The sequence below is a fragment of the Providencia sp. genome, from assembly GCF_040396775.1.
In the GTDB taxonomy this organism is placed as follows: domain Bacteria; phylum Pseudomonadota; class Gammaproteobacteria; order Enterobacterales; family Enterobacteriaceae; genus Providencia.
The window spans coordinates 85,954-104,600 of record NZ_JBEBNT010000004.1; the positions used below are offsets into that span (position 1 = coordinate 85,954).

An 18,647-nucleotide genomic window follows, 5' to 3' on the forward strand; every position below is an offset into this window, starting at 1 on the left:
AGCCATGCATGATAAACACAGTTTTTATAAATTGAAAGCCATTTTCGACACTTCGTTTGCCTTTCATTATGAATTCACAATAAATAAAACTGTTTTTTGATAAAAATAAGCAACATAGCGATATATATTGTTACTCTGTCGTTATCTATAGGTTTCACTTATACGTCTAACGACACAACTTAAGTGAAACTCTTTAAAATTCACAGCGTTAATCGTTGCTATAGTAGCAACCTAATTAATTTAAAAATTAATTATTTCTTAAAACCTAATATAGAAAATATATCGTGTCACTATCCCAGCAAATATTCCTCTGAATAAAGATGAGTTATCATAAAACTGAATCGTTTAAACTTAACTAATAACCACAAAACGTATTTAAAAAGAGGACATCATTCAAAAACAGAACGTTTCTAACCGTCGTAACAAACACGTAAAATTGCCATTAAATATATTTTATGTGATTTACCTCTAAATTTCATGGGGAAGTCACTTTTATCTCGATAACTTTAACCAACATCATATTATCAATCGCATCCCTTTGAATATAATGGTCAAATTGGTATAATTTCAGCCTAAATTGTTACTTTTCGTGATTTCTTTTGTAGTTTTTGTTTCATTATTACACTTATAAATTTTACTTTGTTCCTTTGTACTGAATTTATTAAAGAATAAGCATAAGCCTACGGGTGATTATTTTTGGATATTCCACTGAAATTAATATGTGAGTGAGCAAAATGGCTAATAAAGAGTTTTTTTATCAAGAACCTTATCCTCTATCTGAGGATAAAACTGAATATACCCACGTTTCTGATAAATATGTTTCTGTCGAGCAATTCGCAGGAAAACCAATTTTAAAAATTGAACCCGAAGCATTAACTCTGCTTGCTGAGCGTGCAATTTATGAATCACAGTTTTTTTTAAGAGCTGCACACCAAAAACAAGTTGCAGCTATCTTGCATGACCCAGAAGCCAGTGAAAATGACAAATACGTGGCACTTCAGTTGTTACGTAACGCTGAAATTTCGGCAAAAGGCATTTTACCAAACTGCCAAGATACAGGAACGGTTGCTGTTGTTGGGAAAAAAGGCCAACAAGTTTGGACAGATTGCGATGATGAAGAGTACCTCTCTCGCGGAATTTATAACGTCTTCCAACACGAAAACCTGCGTTTTTCTCAAAATGCCCCGCTTGATATGTTTAACGAAGTGAATACAGGTACCAACCTACCAGCGCAGTTTGATATTTTTGCCACCAAAGGTGATGAATACCACTTCCTGTTTGTTAATAAAGGCGGCGGTTCTGCAAATAAATCCGCGCTTTATCAAGAAACAAAAGCGACGTTAACCCCAGCTAAACTGAAAAATTTCTTAATTGAGAAAATGCGCAATTTGGGAACAACTGCCTGCCCGCCTTATCATATTGCCTTTGTTATTGGCGGAACTTCAGCGGAAACCACACTGAAAACAGCAAAACTAGCATCGGCTAAATACTATGATAATTTGCCGACAACCGGTAATGAATACGGCCGTGCATTCCGTGATATTGAGCTAGAAAATGAGTTATTAGAAGCCTCTCGCCACCTTGGTTTTGGGGCGCAGTTTGGTGGTAAATATTTTGCTCACGATGTCCGCGTTGTACGTTTACCTCGCCATGGTGCGTCTTGCCCAATCGGTTTAGCTATTTCGTGTTCTGCTGACCGTAATATTAAGGCCAAAATCACCAAAGATGGCTTATGGCTAGAGAAAATGGAGCATAATCCAGCGCAATATATCCCTGAATCTATGCGTAACCAAGCTGAAGGTAAAGTGGTTCATATCGACCTCAACCGCCCGATGAAAGATGTTTTGGCTGAGCTAAGTAAACACCCTGTGTCGACTCGTGTTTCCCTCAGTGGCCCACTGATCATTGCGCGTGATATTGCACACACTAAGCTCAAAGAACGTTTAGATAACGGCGAAGAATTACCACAATACTTCAAAGACCATATGGTGTATTACGCAGGACCTGCCAAAAAACCTGAAGATATGGTATCTGGCTCGTTAGGCCCAACAACAGGTAACCGAATGGACCCTTACGTTGACCTATTCCAATCCCACGGCGGTAGCATGGTAATGCTTGCTAAAGGGAACCGTACTCAAGCAGTGACCGACGCGTGTAAAAAACACGGCGGTTTCTATTTAGGCAGCATAGGGGGTTCGGCCGCAATCTTAGCCCAAGAATATGTTAAGAGCTTGAATTGCTTAGAGTACCCAGAATTAGGTATGGAAGCGATTTGGAAAATGGAAGTTGAAGGCTTACCTGCCTTTATCCTTGTTGATGACAAGGGAAATAATTTCTTTGAACAAGTTCAGAATACAAACTGCCAAAAATGTGTAAAATAGGATTGTCGCACTATGCCAACGGAATGCGCTAACCTCGGTTAGCTTGTGTCGTCAATAAGTAGTGTAAGTAAAAGAGCAGGCAATAGGCCTGCTCTTTTTTATTTACTAGTTCTATCAATAATAGTTGATGCGAACAATTGTTGATGCTTTAAAACCGCCCGTTTTCACTGTGCCGGTTTTCTTCACCGTTGCACTGTAATCACGTGTTACTGATGTACTTCCTTGCGGTAAACTACCGAAAAACTGGAAGTAATTAAACTTCATATTATTACTTTTATCGTCTTTGATCGTCAGGTTCATACCATTTTTTAAATCAATCGCATACTCACCATTTAATGGATCAGTTGTTTCAAAATTGATATTCATTGAGAAATTATCCAAGCAACCTCTTTTGACGGCTTGAATTTGAAAATCTTTTTTAAACTCTTTGCCTTGATTAAGCTCTGTAATCATCAATTGGCCAAAGTCTATTTGCTGAGATTCAGGGAATACCTTGATGTCAGCACCGCATTTTAAAAAGCGGATCCCTTGAAGCCCTGAAATAGAGTAACGTAGGTTTTTAGCACCTGGCGTGGTATTAATCCCCCCACTTCCATCAAATTGGAAAACGGTAAATTGGTTATCGCCCAAATAATTACCCGAAGGTGGAACCACCCCTGTCACTTTAATGTATAAGTTAAACGTCACAGTCACGGTAACATTTTGCTTACCACTAATCGGAGGGGTGCCTAAATTCACTTTTTGCTGGTTGCGTTCAAGTTGTTCACCTTGATAATTCGCCCCAAGTAGCAAGCCGGTTCCTAATTTTTGTGACGTCGGGTTAAAATACATATGAACAACGTCCACCATATTTCCCAATACGTTATCGCAATATACTGTTACAGTCATCGGGTCTGATTGCCAAATAATAGTTCCAGCTGGCGTATCTGCGGGTATAGCCAGTTGCCCTACTGGAACAGGTGGTTTAATCACAACCCCCGTCCCCTTTTCTACGCAATCCAATGCAAATGTCTTTGGGCTAATAAAAACAAATAAAAATAAAAAGTAGAACCCATACTGCTTAATAAACTTGTGTATCATGGTTTATACACCTTTATATATAGGTAATATTTAAGGTAATTTGCGTTTTAATATTACCCACTGTTAATTCACTTCTTGCGCGATAACTTTCCAACATGGAATAAATTACAATTTGTTGATTGTCATCGAAATAGACAGGGTAATTTTGGTATTCACCATTCGGGATCGTATTGCCCTGTTTATCCAGTAGGCGAATGCCATAACCATTTAAAATCGTTTTACCACCAAATAAATTACGATCTGTGCTTTCCGTTGGTTCTGAAATAAACATGATCCTAACAACAGGATCGCGGTCATCACGATCGCGCTTCGGGAAAATGCAGTCGTCAAATTTCAGTTTGATCTCATGTTGAGGGCTTCTATCCCCGATCTCATTGAAATAATTAAGAGAAATTGGGCCTAATTCAATATTTTGATCAATCGAGGAAAGCGTGATTTTACAAGGCAACGCCACTACGTTGCCGGTAAAATTGAGATCGCCTCGCATCATGCTGCTATCTGCATGAGCATGACTCCCAAACAGGGATAGCATGAAAAAACCGATTGAAAAGCAACAATTTCTCATCTCTAAAATCCTATTGGTTTTCTTTTGACAACTGGCATATTGATGCAGCGCACTGATAAGTCAGCATTTTCATCCCGCCGTAATCATCCATATATCCTGCGTAAAGCTGGTTAAAACTCGCACTTGGCACAGAAATACTTTCTTTTGATAATGGCGCTACCATGGCGCTCTCAAAACCTGGAAAGTTATTCTTATTGTTGTTACTTAAATAACCCAATGTAACGTAGTATTTTGTTGGATTTTCAATGAGTAACTGGCTACCCGAATGCGTAAATTTCAGTTCTTTCGCCCACACTTTATCGCTGTTATTTTCAATTTGAGGTGGCCGATAAAACATTTTTAAACGGCTCTGAATCGCAATTTGCACCACATTTTCTTTATCTGAAACAGGGGGAATTTCACGCACATTTAGGTAGAACAACGATTCTCTATCTTGGGGTAACGCATCAATCCCTTCTGTTTTAATAATTTTAATTTGGTTTTTTGCATTCGGCTCAACACGTTGCATTGGCGGTAAAACGGTAAAAGGTTCTGAAATCTTGTTTCCCTTCGCATCTTCCATCCATGATTGCGCCAAATACGGCATGGTTTTACTTTGGTTATTAATCACTAAGCTAATAGACTTATCTTTGCCCGGAAAAATAATACGTGTGCGGTCAATATTAATTGCCGCCGAGGCGACTTGCATGCCACCAAAAATTAATGAAAGCCCGAGAGCAACTGCGTACTTTTTACTCATACATCATTCCTTATTGGCAAGGGATCAAGACTTTACCTTGATTCTTTTCAGTCATATTCGGTAAGTTCAAGCGACATTGATTTGCACCACTTGCCCACTTAACAATGTAGTTTTCTTCTGGATCCACCCCAGTCAAATAAGCGACTCCACTGTCTGCGATAATGCCGACTTCCCTGCCAGTATTTACTTCGATGACACTCGTACCCAGTGGTGGATAATTACCATTACTCAAACGAATTACAGCTAAAATACGTTTTCCTTGGTTCGCTTTTATTTTTTGGTAGCCAATTGAGCCTTCGGTTAACGTTTTCCCAATAATATTGTCATTTACATCAACATCATCGGGCAGTGTATTCATATCAATGTATACATCCGAGTTTGAAAAGCTGTTCAAGCTTGTTGCGACACCGATACCGAAGCGGTTGGTGACAGATTCGCCATTATCAATCGAAATTCCCGCAACGTTATCACTATCAATCATGACGCGTGGTTCATTATTTGTGCCATTACGATGAATCGCAGCACCATATTTAGTGGCGGTCATAGAGCCATACCAGCTACCACCAAATGCACGATAATTATTCACATTTTCCGTTGCATTAACGTTTAATACGCCATACGCAGATGAACGTTGATAGCTACCACTAAGATTGGGTTCTGCACGACCAAGCTCATGCTGAGAGCCACCCACTCGCATACTCCAGTAATTGTTTTGCTCATTTGGGCTGTAATAGGCGACAGATTGCCCAAAGTTATGGTCGTTATCTGCATATTGCGCGTCATAACTTACCGACCCGCCATTTTCTAATGGAATTGAAAATGACAGATAAATTTGGTTGTCATCAGTTTCTTCGTATTTAATTTTATTGAGAGACAATGTCCCTGAGACATTTTTCAGCCGCCCAACACTAAACAATTTACTCAGGCTCATGCCAAAGTTCGTTGTCGACTCACTGTTCCAAAATTGGTGGTGAGAAGCATTAAAATAAACGGTTAAATCCAATGGGCTGATGTATTGGTTAAAAGAGGCGGTATACACGTTCTTGTCACGCCTAAAATCAAGAACCCCATTGGCAGCATCAATATATTGCGGCATGGTTAAGAATTCTTTTTCCGAGAATTTATAGCCCGCAAAAGTAACTTGTGAATTAGTGGATTCGAAACGTTTCGAATAATTCAGACGATAACTGTTTCCTGAATAAGAACCAAAATGGTCTAAATCTGCATGGGTTCGCGTAATATCTAGCGATATTGCCCCAAACACATTCATATTTTGCCCAATTCCCAAGTTGACCGCTTGATAATTATTATTGTCAACAGTGGCAATTAACCCGCCAAAAATGGAGGTATTGCCAAATAACCCATAAGATAATTCACCCGCAATAAATCGTGGTTCGACTTTCTGAGAACGCCCAAACGGGTCCGACTGCCCCATCGTCAATTTATAAAGCAGCTGCCCTTGGCGAGTTAAAAATGGCAATGAGGCCGCCGTTACTTGGTAAGTGGTTTTTGAGCCATCTTCTTCCTCGATGGTGACATCTAACGTACCTTGTACTGCTTCCGTAATATCTTGAATATTAAAGGGGCCCGGCGCTACTTTAGCTTGTTTAATCACGCGCCCATTTTGTGAAATAATCACCATCGCATTAGTTTTGGCAATCCCTGTCACCTGTGGTGCATAACCACGTAATGAAGGAGGAAGCATGCGGTTATCACTAAATAATGATGCCCCAATAAAACGGAAACTATCAAACAAATCTGTTTTTAAATAAGATTCACCAAGTAAAACTTTAGCGCCCATTTCAGGTAATGCGCGAAATGCATAAAGCTGAGTCCAATCAAACCGCTCATTTGTTTTTCCTTGAGAACGATTGTATTGGTATTGGTAATCCGCACGGAAACGCCAAGCCCCTAAATTCACGCCAGCTGTACCATTACTGCTACCACTGAATGTTTCACTGGTATTTTTAGGGGAGGTATAATTTAAAAACAGGTTGTAGTCGAGAAATGCGCCTGCGATTCCATTTTCCCATTGGGATGGCGGAACCCAGTACGGATCGTCATATTCTAACCAAGCTTGAGGAATAGAAAATAAGATATTCTGATTCTCTTTATCGAATCGATAGTGAATATCTAATTTTTTAGATAGTTCAACACACTGGTTATTATTATTTTGCAGAAGTTCTTCCTGAACTTTCTTTTTTAATGCAAAAAGCGTGACCATCTCTGGCGTAACACAGAGTGTTGAATTATCTTTACTCTCTTCAATAAATTTAATTAAATGTTGACCCGCTAATTTTCTACCATTCAGTGTAATATCGGTAAGATATTCACCCGCAGGGATAAAATCAGGATTTGAAAACTGACTTAAATCAATATTATCTCTGTCCTTTGCATCAATAATATTCATATTAAATTCTACTGCATTAGACATTCCTGAAAAAGAAAATGCCAATACAATAGAACATAATATTTTATTCATTTTAAACTGAGGCAATAAAGACATGATGTTCCCTGTCAAAAAGATAAAAAATCAAAATAAAAAGGGAAAATAACAGGCAATAATATGCCTGTTATTTAAGGTATAGATTAGAGGTAATTTAAAGCGTAAGTCGCTTGAGAAATGATGCTACCAGTTTCTACTTTACTACCATTTGCTTCTACACGTGCACTAAATGCTAATTTGTTAGGACCGTCAGCTAATGGCATTTCAACGCTTGTATCACCAACTTTCATTGTTGCGCCATCAGCATTGATCAAACGAACACCAACACCTTTAGAAGTACCGGTGTTTGCTAACAGTTCTTTTGCAGTCGTATCTGGTGTACCAGTGAAAGTGACTTTAACTTTGCTAACTGCTGGGAAAATAACTGTGTCTGAAGCATCTTTAACTTCACCTAAATCACAGTTTTCTAATTGGATATTATATTGAACGCTTTGGCTAAATTTATTACCTGTTTCTAATACTTTATTAGCAACTTGGCCAAGGTCAACGTTAATTGTACCGTCACCTGGGAGTGTACAAGGTGCATTGATAACTTTACCAGTAAAGTTGATAACACCACTACCTTGGTCTACAGGTGCTGCATTTGCAATACCAAATGAAGACGCGATAATTGTAGCTAATGCAATTTTAGTTAATTTCATTTATATTTTCCTATAAAAAGACGACAGATGTACCAATCACCTAATAATCAAAATAATTATTAAGTTGATATTTTTTGCTGAGAATAGAATAAAAAAGCATATTCATTTCTATAGAAAAGAAATAAATGGCTTTTTATTTAATTAAACTTAATTAGTTATACTTAATTATTAACTTGTTTTTTATATTATCAACTGGAATATTCTTAACTATTTTAGTTAAATATTCTCTTTATTTAAGAACACATCATCAATGAAAAAACAAATCATCTCTGTTTCTAGAGCGCTAGCTAGTACATGTAAGTTTTCAATATTAATATTGCACTCTCCTCTTTCATAGCGCGAGATCTGTTGTTGGCTCACGCCTACAAGGTTCGCAAGTTCGATGCCAGAAAGTCCTAAATGCTTTCTTCTTTTTCTTATTTCTCTACCTACAATGCGATTTACATTTATCATCAACTATAGCCCAACAAACTTAAAATATTAAACGGCTAAACTATATAACAGATCAAAAACCTTTAGAATATCAAAATTTATTTTTTGAAATGCAAATTAAAATATGGCAAATCAATTAAAACACGAAATTTGAGTTAATTATAATTTTGAAGATATAAAAGTAAAACTGTTTGTAACGATCAATAAAATAGATTAAAGCCAGAGAAACCTATCAACATTTGAATATTTCAAATTCAAATAACTGCGAATACAAAACAACCAAACAAAATTAAATTTATCAATATAAAATAATTAGGGCTATAAACACTAACTAATTGATTTATCTTAAGTAAAAAGATATTACCATTAACAATGGTAATATGGATAAATGAAGATCTATTTGAAATTATTTAACTTAGCGTTTAATTATTTAATATTCAAAATAGACTTGTTGATTAATAAGCATTTTTACATGAAAAATCGATAAATTAATTCTTTATTTACATTATTTTAGTTTCTATTGAAAATACCATTATCAATGGTTTTTTTACTTTTATGATTTTCCAAAACTTAATATGCAGGAAATATCATCAACTCATTAAACGAGTACGAGATATAAGAAAATTGATTTAAGAACAGGTAACTCACTTTAAATGCGTAAATTTAGCGAGTTATCGCGCTTTTAAGCAGAAATGTTAACGATATCATTAAACGTGACCATTTTAAGTAAAGTGGTCATGCAAAGCGACCAAAATACCTTTTATTTAACATACAGTTGTATTTGCTACAAATTGTAACTAAATAATAAATATTATTAATGAAATTGGCCGTTTTTTTTCTTGTAACAAAAATAAAACATAATTATTAAGCAATTAGCTCACGGAAAAGGTGTAAAACAAGTATTTATACTTAGCTTATTACCACCTTTTAGGTAAAAAAACTTCCATGGTCTGATAAAAACAATGTTCATCAACTCAGTTTAGACGGAATTTAAGTACTTAATCACAAGAATAGCGTGCTTTTTTAGTACTAATTATGCCCTTTTACGACTTTTTTAGTTAAATAACTAAAGACTAATCAATAGGTTGTTTTTTGTACCCGCAGATTATATAAGAATATTTCACCGACTAAGAGGTTTTTTTTCGAAGAATATAATGTATCTCAACTTTTTTATTCAATTTAAGTCATCGATATCCGACTAACTTTATTCATCCCTATTTATTTTCGATAACCAATGGTGATTGAAAGAGAAAATAACTCATTATTTTTTACAAAAATAACGTGTTCTTATTTTGCTAACTAAGGAGATATTGATGAACACACAACCATTACTTCGCGTTGCCACAGTGCAATTCCAGCACCAGCCAGGAAATAAAACCTACAATTTAGCCTGTATCCACGACTTTATTACACAAGCCGCACAAAAAAAGGTCAAAATACTCGTATTACCTGAGATGTGTATTACAGGGTATTGGCATGTCCCAAAACTGCCTGATAAAGACGTTTATACACTCAGTGAAACCTTGCATGACAGCCCTTCCTTAGCCCCTATCCGCCAGCGTGCTATCGAGTTAAGAATGCTTATTGGCGTTGGGTTAATAGAAAAAGGCCTTGATGGAAAATGTTATAATACATGGGTCGTTTGCATGCCTGATGGGCAGTTACATGCTCACCGAAAACTGCATGCCTTTGAGCACCCAGTCATTCACAGTGGTGATAGCTATACTGTGTTTGATACTCCTTGGGGGGTAAAAGTCGGTATATTGATTTGTTGGGATAATAATCTCATTGAAAACCCGAGAGCCACCGCATTACTTGGCGCGGATATCATTCTTGCCCCCCATCAAACTGGCGGGACTAACTCCAGTAGCCCGTATGGTATGAAGCGCATACCAGTGCACTTATGGGAAAATAGAAAACAGGATCCACAAGCGTTGATAAATGCATTTCAAGGGGAACATGGTCGAGGCTGGCTATTACGATGGTTACCTTCACGCGCTCATGATAACGGTGTTTTTTATCTGTTTAGCAATGGCGTTGGTCGTGATGATGATGAAGTTCGGACAGGAAACGCGATGGTAATTGACCCTTATGGACGAATCATTCAAGAAACTACCGCTATTAAAGATGATATGGTCGTGGCTGATTTAGACCTTAGTTTGCTCTCCAATTCCAATGGCCGACGTTGGCTAATGGGACGGCGCCCTGAACTCTACCAAATCCTCAATACCACAATGGGCTATGAAACAGATATTCATCAGGTTCGCTTTGCATCTCAATCACCCCCTTTTATTAAAAAATAAATCAGACATCAGTGAAATCACGAATGCTATAGTGGTTTATTCATTATATAGATACTATAGCGTTTATCATTTTCTGTAAGAGGTAAATATGGATACTCGACTTCTTCGTGCCTTTATTACCCTTGCGGAGACAAAAAATTTCAAAGAAGCCTCAATGCGCTTATACATAAGCCAACCTGCTTTAACAAAGCAAATTAAGCTATTAGAAGAACAACTCAATGTACGGCTATTTGAACGAGGCCGCCACGGTGCAATGCTGACAGCACATGGGATAGCGTTACTCCCATACGCAAAACAGACGTTAAGCCACCTACAAGAATTGTTGAACCAAGCATTGGTGCTCAAGGAAGAGCCCCCGAAAGTTTTGAATGTCGGTTTTGGCATCTCATCTTTTCAAGAGGCCTCTTTATTTGTTACTCACTTACGGGAGAAACTGCCCAGCGTTGCCATTGTGTTGGACGATATGCCCTCACACATAATGAGAGAAAATCTCCTTTCTCACCAATTAGATATTGCATTCACTCGCCACGCCCCCCATGATCCAACTGCAAACATGATTAGCCAACCTTTAAAAACTGAAGTGTTAGCCCTCGCCATACCACGCGAGTACGCACAGCATAATTCGATACGGGATTATTTAACGCAATATCCATTACTGATGTTACGGGCAGAGCGCGGCCTTGGGCTTTATCAACAAATTCAACATTACTTGCAATCGGAAAACCTGCATATTACCCCCTTACAAGAAGCAAGCGATATACAGACACTCATTGCATTGGTTGCAGCGAAAGCGGGTATTAGCCTTATTCCTTACAGTGCAAAATATATTGCCCAAGAGGATGTCCACTTTATTCCACTCCACCACTGTGAGGCAGCAAGTTGGCAAATAGATGTCATTTGGCATACGTCATTACCCAAAATATGGCAAAGCACTTTCTACACTTGGGTTAATGACATGCATGAAACTCGTGAACAATAGGTAATAAGAATAACTCCGTAATTCCTATATATTAAATAAATGAACTCTGATATTTATTGTTGTTATCTTGGTTAGATAGGCACTTTATATATGTCCGCTAATAGGTCAATTGCCCCACTTAAAATCATCGCTTCAGGCGTTGCTTTACCTGAAAACAAAATTTACTCCTCAATGCTCGATGAAAAACTCAATAAAACGACAGGGTTTGTGGAGAAACATTCAGGTATTGAATATCGCTATCATGCAAACAATACGGACTCACAGGCACAACTTGCTGCACAAGCCATTGAAAATGCATTGCAGCAAAATGGCTTGCCACCACAAAGTATTGATATGCTGATTAACGCCTCAGCGATCCCTGTGCAAGCATTACCTTGCTCAGCAGCCCATGTTCTTGAACAATCAAATTTAAATGATGGTATTGCCTGTTTTGATATCAATTCAAGTTGCATCAGCTTTATTACTGCGCTGCAAGTGGCAGCGGGTATGCTGGCGACCAGCCAATTCCAACGTATTGCCATTGTCTCAGCGGATATCGCCTCACGGGGCATCGACTGGCAGGATAAAGAATCGTCACTCATTTTTGGTGATGGTGCAGCATGTGTGATCGTTGAAAAAGGCGATGGTAGCAGTGGGATTATCTCATATACCCACACAACGCACGTCGATGGTATTGATTTTTGCGAGATCCGTGCGGGTGGAACACGGAAAAACCCGCGCTCGGGAATGACAGAAGATGATTTTCTGTTCCACATGCAAGGTAAAAAACTTTTCCGCATGGCATCAGCCTTAATTGAAGAATTTATGCAGCGGGTCTTCAGCGAGTCAAACTTGCAACTCGAACAAATTGACACAGTCGTACCTCACCAAGCCAGCCATTTATCGCTAGAGCATATGCGCCAACGTGTTGGTGTCACGCCAGATCAACTCATTGATATTTATCGTCACCGCGGTAACCAAGTTGCCGCCTCGATTCCATCGGCACTGCACGAAGCGATTATCACAGGCCGTTTTTATGAAAAACAAAATGTGATGTTAATTGGTACGGCAGCAGGTTTAGCGCTATGTGCCATGGTATTAGTGCCATGAGGATCCTTGTCACAGGCGCCACGAGTGGCCTTGGCAGAAATGCGAGTGAGTACTTACTGGGGAGTGGTTGTGACGTCATCGCTTGTGGCCGAAACCCGCAGGCGGGAGAGCAACTAATCAACATGGGCGCTGAATTTATCCCCTGTGAGCTAGCAGAGCTTTCTTTGCCGCAGGCCAAAGAGATGATGGCTGGCTGTGATGCCATTTGGCACTGTGCCGCGCTCTCTTCCCCATGGGGCAGGCGCCAAGACTTCGAAAATATTAACGTTCATGCGACGCGTATATTAGCCACCGCGGCTGGGGAGCTAGGAATAACGCGCTTTATTCATATTTCGACCCCTGCCATTTATTTCAATTTCACCCATCAACGTGATATTGCAGAAACCACCCAAAACACCCAGTTCGCCAACCAATATGCGAAAACAAAATATTTAGCAGAAACAGCGGTTCAGCGATGTGTGAAGCAGTACCCCAACACACGCTATACCCTGTTACGACCCCGTGGCTTATTTGGCCCCCATGACCGCGTGCTACTCCCGAGGCTACTGGCACAAATCAAATCTCGACATGGTAAGTTAGTGCTTCCTAACGGTGGAAATAACCATTTTGACTTAACCTATGTGGGGAATGTGGTTCACAGCATGCAGCTGGCCACAGGTAAAGAAGGACTACAAAGCGGCGCAACGTATAATATTACCAACCAACAGCCACAAGCACTGAAACACACATTGCAGCAGCTCTTTCGTGAGCTTCAACTTGAGTGTGAAATTCGTTCCGCGCCTTACCCGCTATTATATGGCATTGCTACATTGCTAGAGGGTATTGGTCATCTCACAGGGAAAGAGCCCCTCCTCACCCGTTATAGCCTTGGTGCGGCTTATTTCACTATGACCCTTGATAACCAAAAAGCCCAACAAGAGTTAGGTTATTATCCGTTATATTCCATGGAGCAAGGAATTCATTTAACCGCTAATTGGCTAAAACAGCAGGAGAACTGATGCTAACCATTCACCAATATGAAGTCGGATACTGTACGCATCCCGGCTGTGTTGCCCTTAAAGGTGCCAGTTTTAAGTCCTGCAAATTCCCCGCTCGAGCATGGTTAATCGAAGATGAAAACCAGCGTTGGTTATTTGATACGGGGTATGCCACCCATTTTTATGACCATACACGCAAAGGCATCATGCGATTATACCGCACAGTAACTCCCGTTTATTTCGACAGCAAAGATGCACTCGTCAACCAACTCGCAAACGACGGCCTTAAACCCAAAGACATTCATGGCGTGATTTTATCCCATTTCCACGGTGACCATATCGCAGGGCTGCGGGACTTCCCGGAGATGCCAATTATTTGTTCTGGTGATGGTTGGGCAAAAACACGCCCGTTAACGGGGTTTGCTGCCCTTAAAAATGCGTTTGTTAGCGGCTTATTACCCGATGACTTTGAGCAGCGCACCGTATTTTATGAAGGTTTTGAACGTGTTGTCCTGCCCTGTGAATTGCAAATACTGGGTGAAGGCTTTGCTGTGAATAAGTCAAAAACCTTATTGATTGTGCCGCTACCTGGGCACGCAGCTGGCCATATTGGCCTGTGCGTATTAACGGAGTCTGGATGGGTGCTGCTTGCTGGTGATGCGGCATGGTCGCCCACCAATTACCGCGAATTACGCGGCCCGATGGCTATCGCCAATATCATTATGGATGACAAACAAGCGTATTATGAAACGCTGAATAAATTGCATGAAATTGATAAGCAAAAAATTGTTATTCAGCTTTGCCATGAAGGTGATTTACAGTGATTTTGTCGATGCTCTGGCACTATTGGCGAGCACGCCGTTTGTCATTCAAAAACCGTGTAAATTTAGACGCTTACCAGCAAAAGTGTTTGGCAAAATTTAAACGCAAAACACTGGCGAAAAGCCCTTACTTTCGTGCCTATATCCACCGTCCTCTACATGAATTTCCCATCATGAATAAATCCATCATGATGGAAAATTTTGACCAAATGAATACCGCTGGGTTATCAAGCCAGATGCTTCTCGAATGTGCACAAAAAAGTGAGCAATCTCGAGATTTTGCGCCGAAAGTTGGCCGTTATAGCGTTGGGTTATCTTCTGGCACATCTGGGCGCCGCGGTCTGTTTGTAGTGAGCCCACAAGAGCAAAATATTTGGTCTGGCAGTATGCTAGCTAAAATGCTGCCCAACGGGCTATTTCACGGTGAGCGGGTTGCCCTCTTTTTACGCGCCAACAATAATTTATATGAAAGCGTGAATAACCGCTGGATATCCTTACGGTTTTACGACCTTTTTGCCGATTTTCAACATCAGTTAGCCGCCCTTGAAGCCTATCAGCCCTCGATTATTGTCGCACCTGTACAAGTGTTGTGTGCCATTGCCGATGCCATAATTCACCAGCAAATCCAGCTAACAACCCATAAAGTGATTTCAGTGGCGGAAGTCCTTGAACAACAAGACAAAGAGAAGCTTAAGCGCTGTTTTTCACAAGTGGGTGAGGTATACCAAGCCACAGAAGGCTTTTTAGGTTGTACCTGCTCACACGGCACAATGCACTTAAACGAATCTTTCTTGCATATTGAACCCAATTGGCTGGATGAAACGCGATTTTCACCGATAATCACCGATTTTACTCGCCAAACACAACCGATTGTGCGTTATCAACTTGATGATGTGTTAGTGATCAAGCAAGCTCCCTGCCCTTGTGGTTCTCCAGAGCTTGCCATTGAACGTATTGAAGGGCGCTGTGATGACTTACTGCAACTCCCTGATCAACAAGGTAATATGATCACCATTTTTGCCGACCCTTGTGCAAGAGTCATCGTGAATAATTTACCCCTCACTGCCGATTTTCGACTTACCCAACAAGGCCATCATTTGTGCTTACAATCCGAGTGCAGCGAAGAAGAACTTACTCATTGCCATCAGCAACTTGAAAGTTACTTAGCCAATCAACAAGTGGATATTCAACAGTTACATTGGGAATTATTAGCCGAACCCATCGAGCAATCACTTTCCATTAAAAAACGCCGCATTACCCACAAGGAACCCCAATGACAAGCAACGTCTTATTCATTCGATTAATCTATTGTTTGATTGGCTGGGGAACCGTTGGCATTGTGTACAACTACACGGGGCAAATTGTCGAAAATACCAATATCTTAACCCCAAGCGCCATTGATAACGCCGTACAATTTTCCCCTAATGCGGTGTGGTTTTATCTGTCGTTCTTTTTATTTATTCCACTCGGCTATTTTTGCAGCCCGATTGAGCGCGCCCGTTCATTAATGTTCGCCATGCAATTATGCGCATTGGTTTCTGGCGCGGTTTATTTGCTGTACCCCACCACAATGCTGTACCACGAATATGATTTAACGACATTTTCTGGCCATGCATTATCCGCATTAATTGATATTGATAGCCCACAAAATTTATTACCTTCTCTACATGTCTCATTGACTCTTGTGGTGCTGAATGCATTATGGTCAGTAAAATATAAATTCCGCACACTGTTTTATTGTTTATGGGCCGCCGCCATTTGTGTGTCCGTATTGGTGCTAAAACGCCACTTATTTATTGATGTTGTCACTGGAGCAGTAACGGCTTGTTGCGCACTGTGGGTTGTCCACGCCGCAAAATACCGCTTAGAGAGAAAACGCTCATGAATGAATTAACCTTTCCCATTATTTTTATGTTAGCGATCGTTGTCGCAGAAGGTTTAGTGATCGCCAAAACACAAAAGGGTACGGTAAGCTGGCAAGAATTGGTTTTTAACCTGAACTCCGGCCATATTATGTTGTGGTTATTTAGAGGGTTAGAGATTTTTTGCTATGGGTTTGTGGTCACTCACTACTCATTCAACCTTGTTGAGAACTGGCCAACAGCATTAGTCTGGATTTTTACGATCCTAGCATGGGACTTTGGCTTCTACTGGCTGCATCGATTGCACCACACCTACCGAGTATTGTGGGCCGTGCATGTTGTTCACCATCAAGGGGAACATTACAATCTATCATTAGGGGTGCGAAATTCTTGGTATTCATCCCTCACATCAATACCTTTCTTTATGTTATTAGCATTAATGGGGATCCCATTAGAAATTTTCCTTACCGTCTCCATTTTGCACTATACCATCCAGTTTTTTAACCACAGTGCTCTGATCCCGCGCTTGGGTTGGTTAGAAAAATTTATGGTAACGCCGCAGCACCACCGCGTTCATCACGTGAAAGAAGGGCATTATTCCAATCGCAACTTTGCAGGAAGCTTTATTTTTTGGGATAAACTGTTCGGTACGTTTGCCAAACTCCCTGAAACTGAACATCATTTTGGTATTAAAGGTGATCCAGCCTCTGAAAACCCATTTATTGACAGCAACTTACCTTTCTGGCGGATGATAAAACGAGCTAATAAACCTGCACAAAAATTGCCCCCGCTATTTCGCGTAAACCAAGTGGCTTTGGTCATGGGCACGCTTCTCTTATTTACGCTAGTTATCGGTTATGTCTACCTTTATGGCTATGGCTACCAAGGTACGACACTGCAACAGGTGGTTTTATTTGTGCTGTTAGCCTTAGGAACCGTGGCATTATCGGGAATTTCTGATGGGCGAAAATCAGGGCTAATGAGCTGGTTTTTTATCGCCTGCTTATTACTAATTTGCGTGGTATTTATTTGGCAATGGACGACACCGTTCTGGATCATATTCACTAGTGCGTTGTGGTTGCACAGCTTATTAATGCTAGTGGGGATTGGCCGAAAACCAATAGCGGTGGCGAATGTCGCTTAAGCCGCTTAGGCCACTCAGTTACCAGCACCGCCATGATCAAGACTTCCAAAAAGCCTTGAACAAGGCGGCTAAACAATATTTGCATGATAATGCTGATCACCGATTTGCTGACGGGCGCTTTTATGCCAAAAGCGCCGTATTGGTGTTGTGCTGTTTAGGCAGCTATTTTGCGGCATTGTTCCTCAATGCATCGTGGGCCTTTTTTGTTTTTTACCCCAGTTTTATCTGCTTCGCCTTACTATTGGCGATTAATTTAGTGCACGACGCCTCGCACAATGCGATTTTTAAACATGCCAAAGCCAATTACTGGCTCAACTTTTGGGTCACCATCCCCCTTGGCTTAGACCCTGAATGCTGGCGCGTTCGGCATATTATTTTTCACCATGCTCATACCAATATTCGCCATTACGACTTGGATATTGAAGAGAATTTTGTTCTACGCCAAACCCCTTACCAGCGCTGGTATCCCTTTATGCGAGCTCAGCACCTGTACTGGCCATTGATTGCAGCAATGACATTCCCTGCACTTATTTGGTTTTTTGATTGGATGGATAGGTTTCACTTTACGCGCGTAGCCCCCCATATGCGTCATCAAGGGCAACAAGGTATATTGGCATTTATCATGGCAAAACTGCTGCATTTGGTGATGGCCATGGTGATCCCCGCCATTGTTTTGCACGACATCAGCCTTGGCATGCTACTTTTGACTTACATACTCAGCCAAATGTTTGCATCATTAATCTTTGTTGTATTAATACTTGGCACTCATTGGGCAAAAGCCACTTTTTATACCCCGCCTAAACAAGGCAACATGCCCCATGGCTTTTATACGCACACATTTTCAACCACGTATGACTGGCAAACGACGCCACGTTGGCTAACTTATTGGCTTGGCGGGCTTAACCTTCATCTGACTCACCACTTATTTCCCAACTGGAATCATCGCCATTACCCTGCCCTAGCAAAAATTATTGAGCAAACCGCAAAGCAATTTTCGATGGATTACCACTGTATTAGTGCCAAAGAGTTGTTTGTCTATCAACAGCGTTTTTTGAAAGAGATGGGGTCAGGCAAACAGGCAGATGAGCACTGAGTTTTCAAAACGAACACTCAGTGCGTTAAAAAGAA

At 40.3% G+C, this 18,647-nt stretch carries 16 protein-coding genes; 10 read left to right on the top strand and 6 right to left on the bottom strand.

Annotation, left to right across the window (positions count from 1 at the left end):
• Nucleotides 1-734 precede the first annotated feature (734 nt).
• Nucleotides 735-2,381, top strand: coding sequence for a fumarate hydratase (locus tag ABWP91_RS06895; protein WP_353242632.1), 1,647 nt, complete (start codon nt 735-737; stop codon nt 2,379-2,381).
• Nucleotides 2,382-2,495: 114 nt separating this feature from the next.
• Here ABWP91_RS06895 and ABWP91_RS06900 read toward each other — a convergent pair whose 3' ends face one another.
• The 6 genes from ABWP91_RS06900 to ABWP91_RS06925 all read right to left on the bottom strand — a co-directional run bounded on the left by ABWP91_RS06900 (nt 2,496) and on the right by ABWP91_RS06925 (nt 8,365).
• Nucleotides 2,496-3,461 carry a fimbrial protein gene (locus ABWP91_RS06900; RefSeq protein WP_353242633.1) on the bottom strand — a complete coding sequence of 322 codons (966 nt, stop codon included), beginning with the start codon at nt 3,459-3,461 and terminating at the stop codon, nt 2,496-2,498.
• A gap of 13 nt (nt 3,462-3,474) precedes the next feature.
• Entirely contained in the window at nt 3,475-4,026 is a 552-nt protein-coding gene (locus ABWP91_RS06905) for a fimbrial protein (protein WP_353242634.1), read from the bottom strand.
• A 10-nt stretch (nt 4,027-4,036) separates the two neighbouring features.
• Nucleotides 4,037-4,765 (bottom strand): fimbrial biogenesis chaperone, encoded by a 729-nt coding sequence (locus ABWP91_RS06910; protein WP_353242635.1) that lies wholly within the window; start codon nt 4,763-4,765, stop codon nt 4,037-4,039.
• A gap of 10 nt (nt 4,766-4,775) precedes the next feature.
• Nucleotides 4,776-7,271 (bottom strand): fimbria/pilus outer membrane usher protein, encoded by a 2,496-nt coding sequence (locus ABWP91_RS06915; RefSeq protein ID WP_353242636.1) that lies wholly within the window; start codon nt 7,269-7,271, stop codon nt 4,776-4,778.
• Nucleotides 7,272-7,354: 83 nt separating this feature from the next.
• Nucleotides 7,355-7,912, bottom strand: coding sequence for a fimbrial protein (locus tag ABWP91_RS06920; RefSeq protein ID WP_353242637.1), 558 nt, complete (start codon nt 7,910-7,912; stop codon nt 7,355-7,357).
• 216 nt (nt 7,913-8,128) lie between these two features.
• On the bottom strand, nt 8,129-8,365 hold the full coding sequence (locus tag ABWP91_RS06925; RefSeq protein ID WP_353242638.1) for a helix-turn-helix domain-containing protein: 237 nt from the start codon (nt 8,363-8,365) through the stop codon (nt 8,129-8,131).
• Nucleotides 8,366-9,657: 1,292 nt separating this feature from the next.
• Here ABWP91_RS06925 and ABWP91_RS06930 point away from each other — a divergent pair.
• The 9 genes from ABWP91_RS06930 to ABWP91_RS06970 all read left to right on the top strand — a co-directional run bounded on the left by ABWP91_RS06930 (nt 9,658) and on the right by ABWP91_RS06970 (nt 18,612).
• On the top strand, nt 9,658-10,647 hold the full coding sequence (locus tag ABWP91_RS06930; protein WP_353242639.1) for a nitrilase family protein: 990 nt from the start codon (nt 9,658-9,660) through the stop codon (nt 10,645-10,647).
• A gap of 88 nt (nt 10,648-10,735) precedes the next feature.
• Complete coding sequence (locus ABWP91_RS06935; protein ID WP_353242640.1) at nt 10,736-11,626, top strand: LysR family transcriptional regulator; 891 nt, start codon at nt 10,736-10,738, stop codon at nt 11,624-11,626.
• A 90-nt stretch (nt 11,627-11,716) separates the two neighbouring features.
• Nucleotides 11,717-12,715 carry a 3-oxoacyl-[acyl-carrier-protein] synthase III C-terminal domain-containing protein gene (locus ABWP91_RS06940; RefSeq protein WP_353242641.1) on the top strand — a complete coding sequence of 333 codons (999 nt, stop codon included), beginning with the start codon at nt 11,717-11,719 and terminating at the stop codon, nt 12,713-12,715.
• Nucleotides 12,712-13,713, top strand: coding sequence for an NAD-dependent epimerase/dehydratase family protein (locus ABWP91_RS06945; protein ID WP_353242642.1), 1,002 nt, complete (start codon nt 12,712-12,714; stop codon nt 13,711-13,713). Before ABWP91_RS06940 ends, ABWP91_RS06945 begins: the two co-directional genes overlap by 4 nt.
• Complete coding sequence (locus ABWP91_RS06950; RefSeq protein ID WP_353242643.1) at nt 13,713-14,516, top strand: MBL fold metallo-hydrolase; 804 nt, start codon at nt 13,713-13,715, stop codon at nt 14,514-14,516. Before ABWP91_RS06945 ends, ABWP91_RS06950 begins: the two co-directional genes overlap by 1 nt.
• A gap of 8 nt (nt 14,517-14,524) precedes the next feature.
• Nucleotides 14,525-15,790: a F390 synthetase-related protein gene (locus ABWP91_RS06955; RefSeq protein WP_353242766.1), complete on the top strand. Its 1,266-nt coding sequence runs from the start codon at nt 14,525-14,527 to the stop codon at nt 15,788-15,790.
• Nucleotides 15,787-16,398: a phosphatase PAP2 family protein gene (locus tag ABWP91_RS06960; protein WP_353242644.1), complete on the top strand. Its 612-nt coding sequence runs from the start codon at nt 15,787-15,789 to the stop codon at nt 16,396-16,398. Before ABWP91_RS06955 ends, ABWP91_RS06960 begins: the two co-directional genes overlap by 4 nt.
• A complete protein-coding gene (locus tag ABWP91_RS06965; protein ID WP_353242645.1) occupies nt 16,395-17,519 on the top strand; it encodes a sterol desaturase family protein in 1,125 nt (374 codons plus the stop codon). Before ABWP91_RS06960 ends, ABWP91_RS06965 begins: the two co-directional genes overlap by 4 nt.
• A complete protein-coding gene (locus ABWP91_RS06970; protein WP_353242646.1) occupies nt 17,509-18,612 on the top strand; it encodes a fatty acid desaturase family protein in 1,104 nt (367 codons plus the stop codon). The genes ABWP91_RS06965 and ABWP91_RS06970 overlap by 11 nt, the downstream gene beginning before the upstream one ends.
• Nucleotides 18,613-18,647 lie beyond the last annotated feature (35 nt).

Bases quoted from the DNA above. Each gene is read 5' to 3' on its own strand.
- ABWP91_RS06930 (WP_353242639.1), top strand. From the start codon at position 9,658: ATGAACACACAACCATTACTTCGCGTTGCCACAGTGCAATTCCAGCAC.
- ABWP91_RS06920 (WP_353242637.1), bottom strand. From the start codon at position 7,912: ATGAAATTAACTAAAATTGCATTAGCTACAATTATCGCGTCTTCATTT.
- ABWP91_RS06950 (WP_353242643.1), top strand. From the start codon at position 13,713: ATGCTAACCATTCACCAATATGAAGTCGGATACTGTACGCATCCCGGC.
- ABWP91_RS06910 (WP_353242635.1), bottom strand. From the start codon at position 4,765: ATGAGTAAAAAGTACGCAGTTGCTCTCGGGCTTTCATTAATTTTTGGT.
- ABWP91_RS06955 (WP_353242766.1), top strand. From the start codon at position 14,525: ATGCTCTGGCACTATTGGCGAGCACGCCGTTTGTCATTCAAAAACCGT.
- ABWP91_RS06970 (WP_353242646.1), top strand. From the start codon at position 17,509: ATGTCGCTTAAGCCGCTTAGGCCACTCAGTTACCAGCACCGCCATGAT.
- ABWP91_RS06915 (WP_353242636.1), bottom strand. From the start codon at position 7,271: ATGTCTTTATTGCCTCAGTTTAAAATGAATAAAATATTATGTTCTATT.
- ABWP91_RS06940 (WP_353242641.1), top strand. From the start codon at position 11,717: ATGTCCGCTAATAGGTCAATTGCCCCACTTAAAATCATCGCTTCAGGC.
- ABWP91_RS06965 (WP_353242645.1), top strand. From the start codon at position 16,395: ATGAATGAATTAACCTTTCCCATTATTTTTATGTTAGCGATCGTTGTC.
- ABWP91_RS06900 (WP_353242633.1), bottom strand. From the start codon at position 3,461: ATGATACACAAGTTTATTAAGCAGTATGGGTTCTACTTTTTATTTTTA.
- ABWP91_RS06895 (WP_353242632.1), top strand. From the start codon at position 735: ATGGCTAATAAAGAGTTTTTTTATCAAGAACCTTATCCTCTATCTGAG.
- ABWP91_RS06905 (WP_353242634.1), bottom strand. From the start codon at position 4,026: ATGAGAAATTGTTGCTTTTCAATCGGTTTTTTCATGCTATCCCTGTTT.
- ABWP91_RS06960 (WP_353242644.1), top strand. From the start codon at position 15,787: ATGACAAGCAACGTCTTATTCATTCGATTAATCTATTGTTTGATTGGC.
- ABWP91_RS06935 (WP_353242640.1), top strand. From the start codon at position 10,736: ATGGATACTCGACTTCTTCGTGCCTTTATTACCCTTGCGGAGACAAAA.
- ABWP91_RS06945 (WP_353242642.1), top strand. From the start codon at position 12,712: ATGAGGATCCTTGTCACAGGCGCCACGAGTGGCCTTGGCAGAAATGCG.
- ABWP91_RS06925 (WP_353242638.1), bottom strand. From the start codon at position 8,365: ATGATAAATGTAAATCGCATTGTAGGTAGAGAAATAAGAAAAAGAAGA.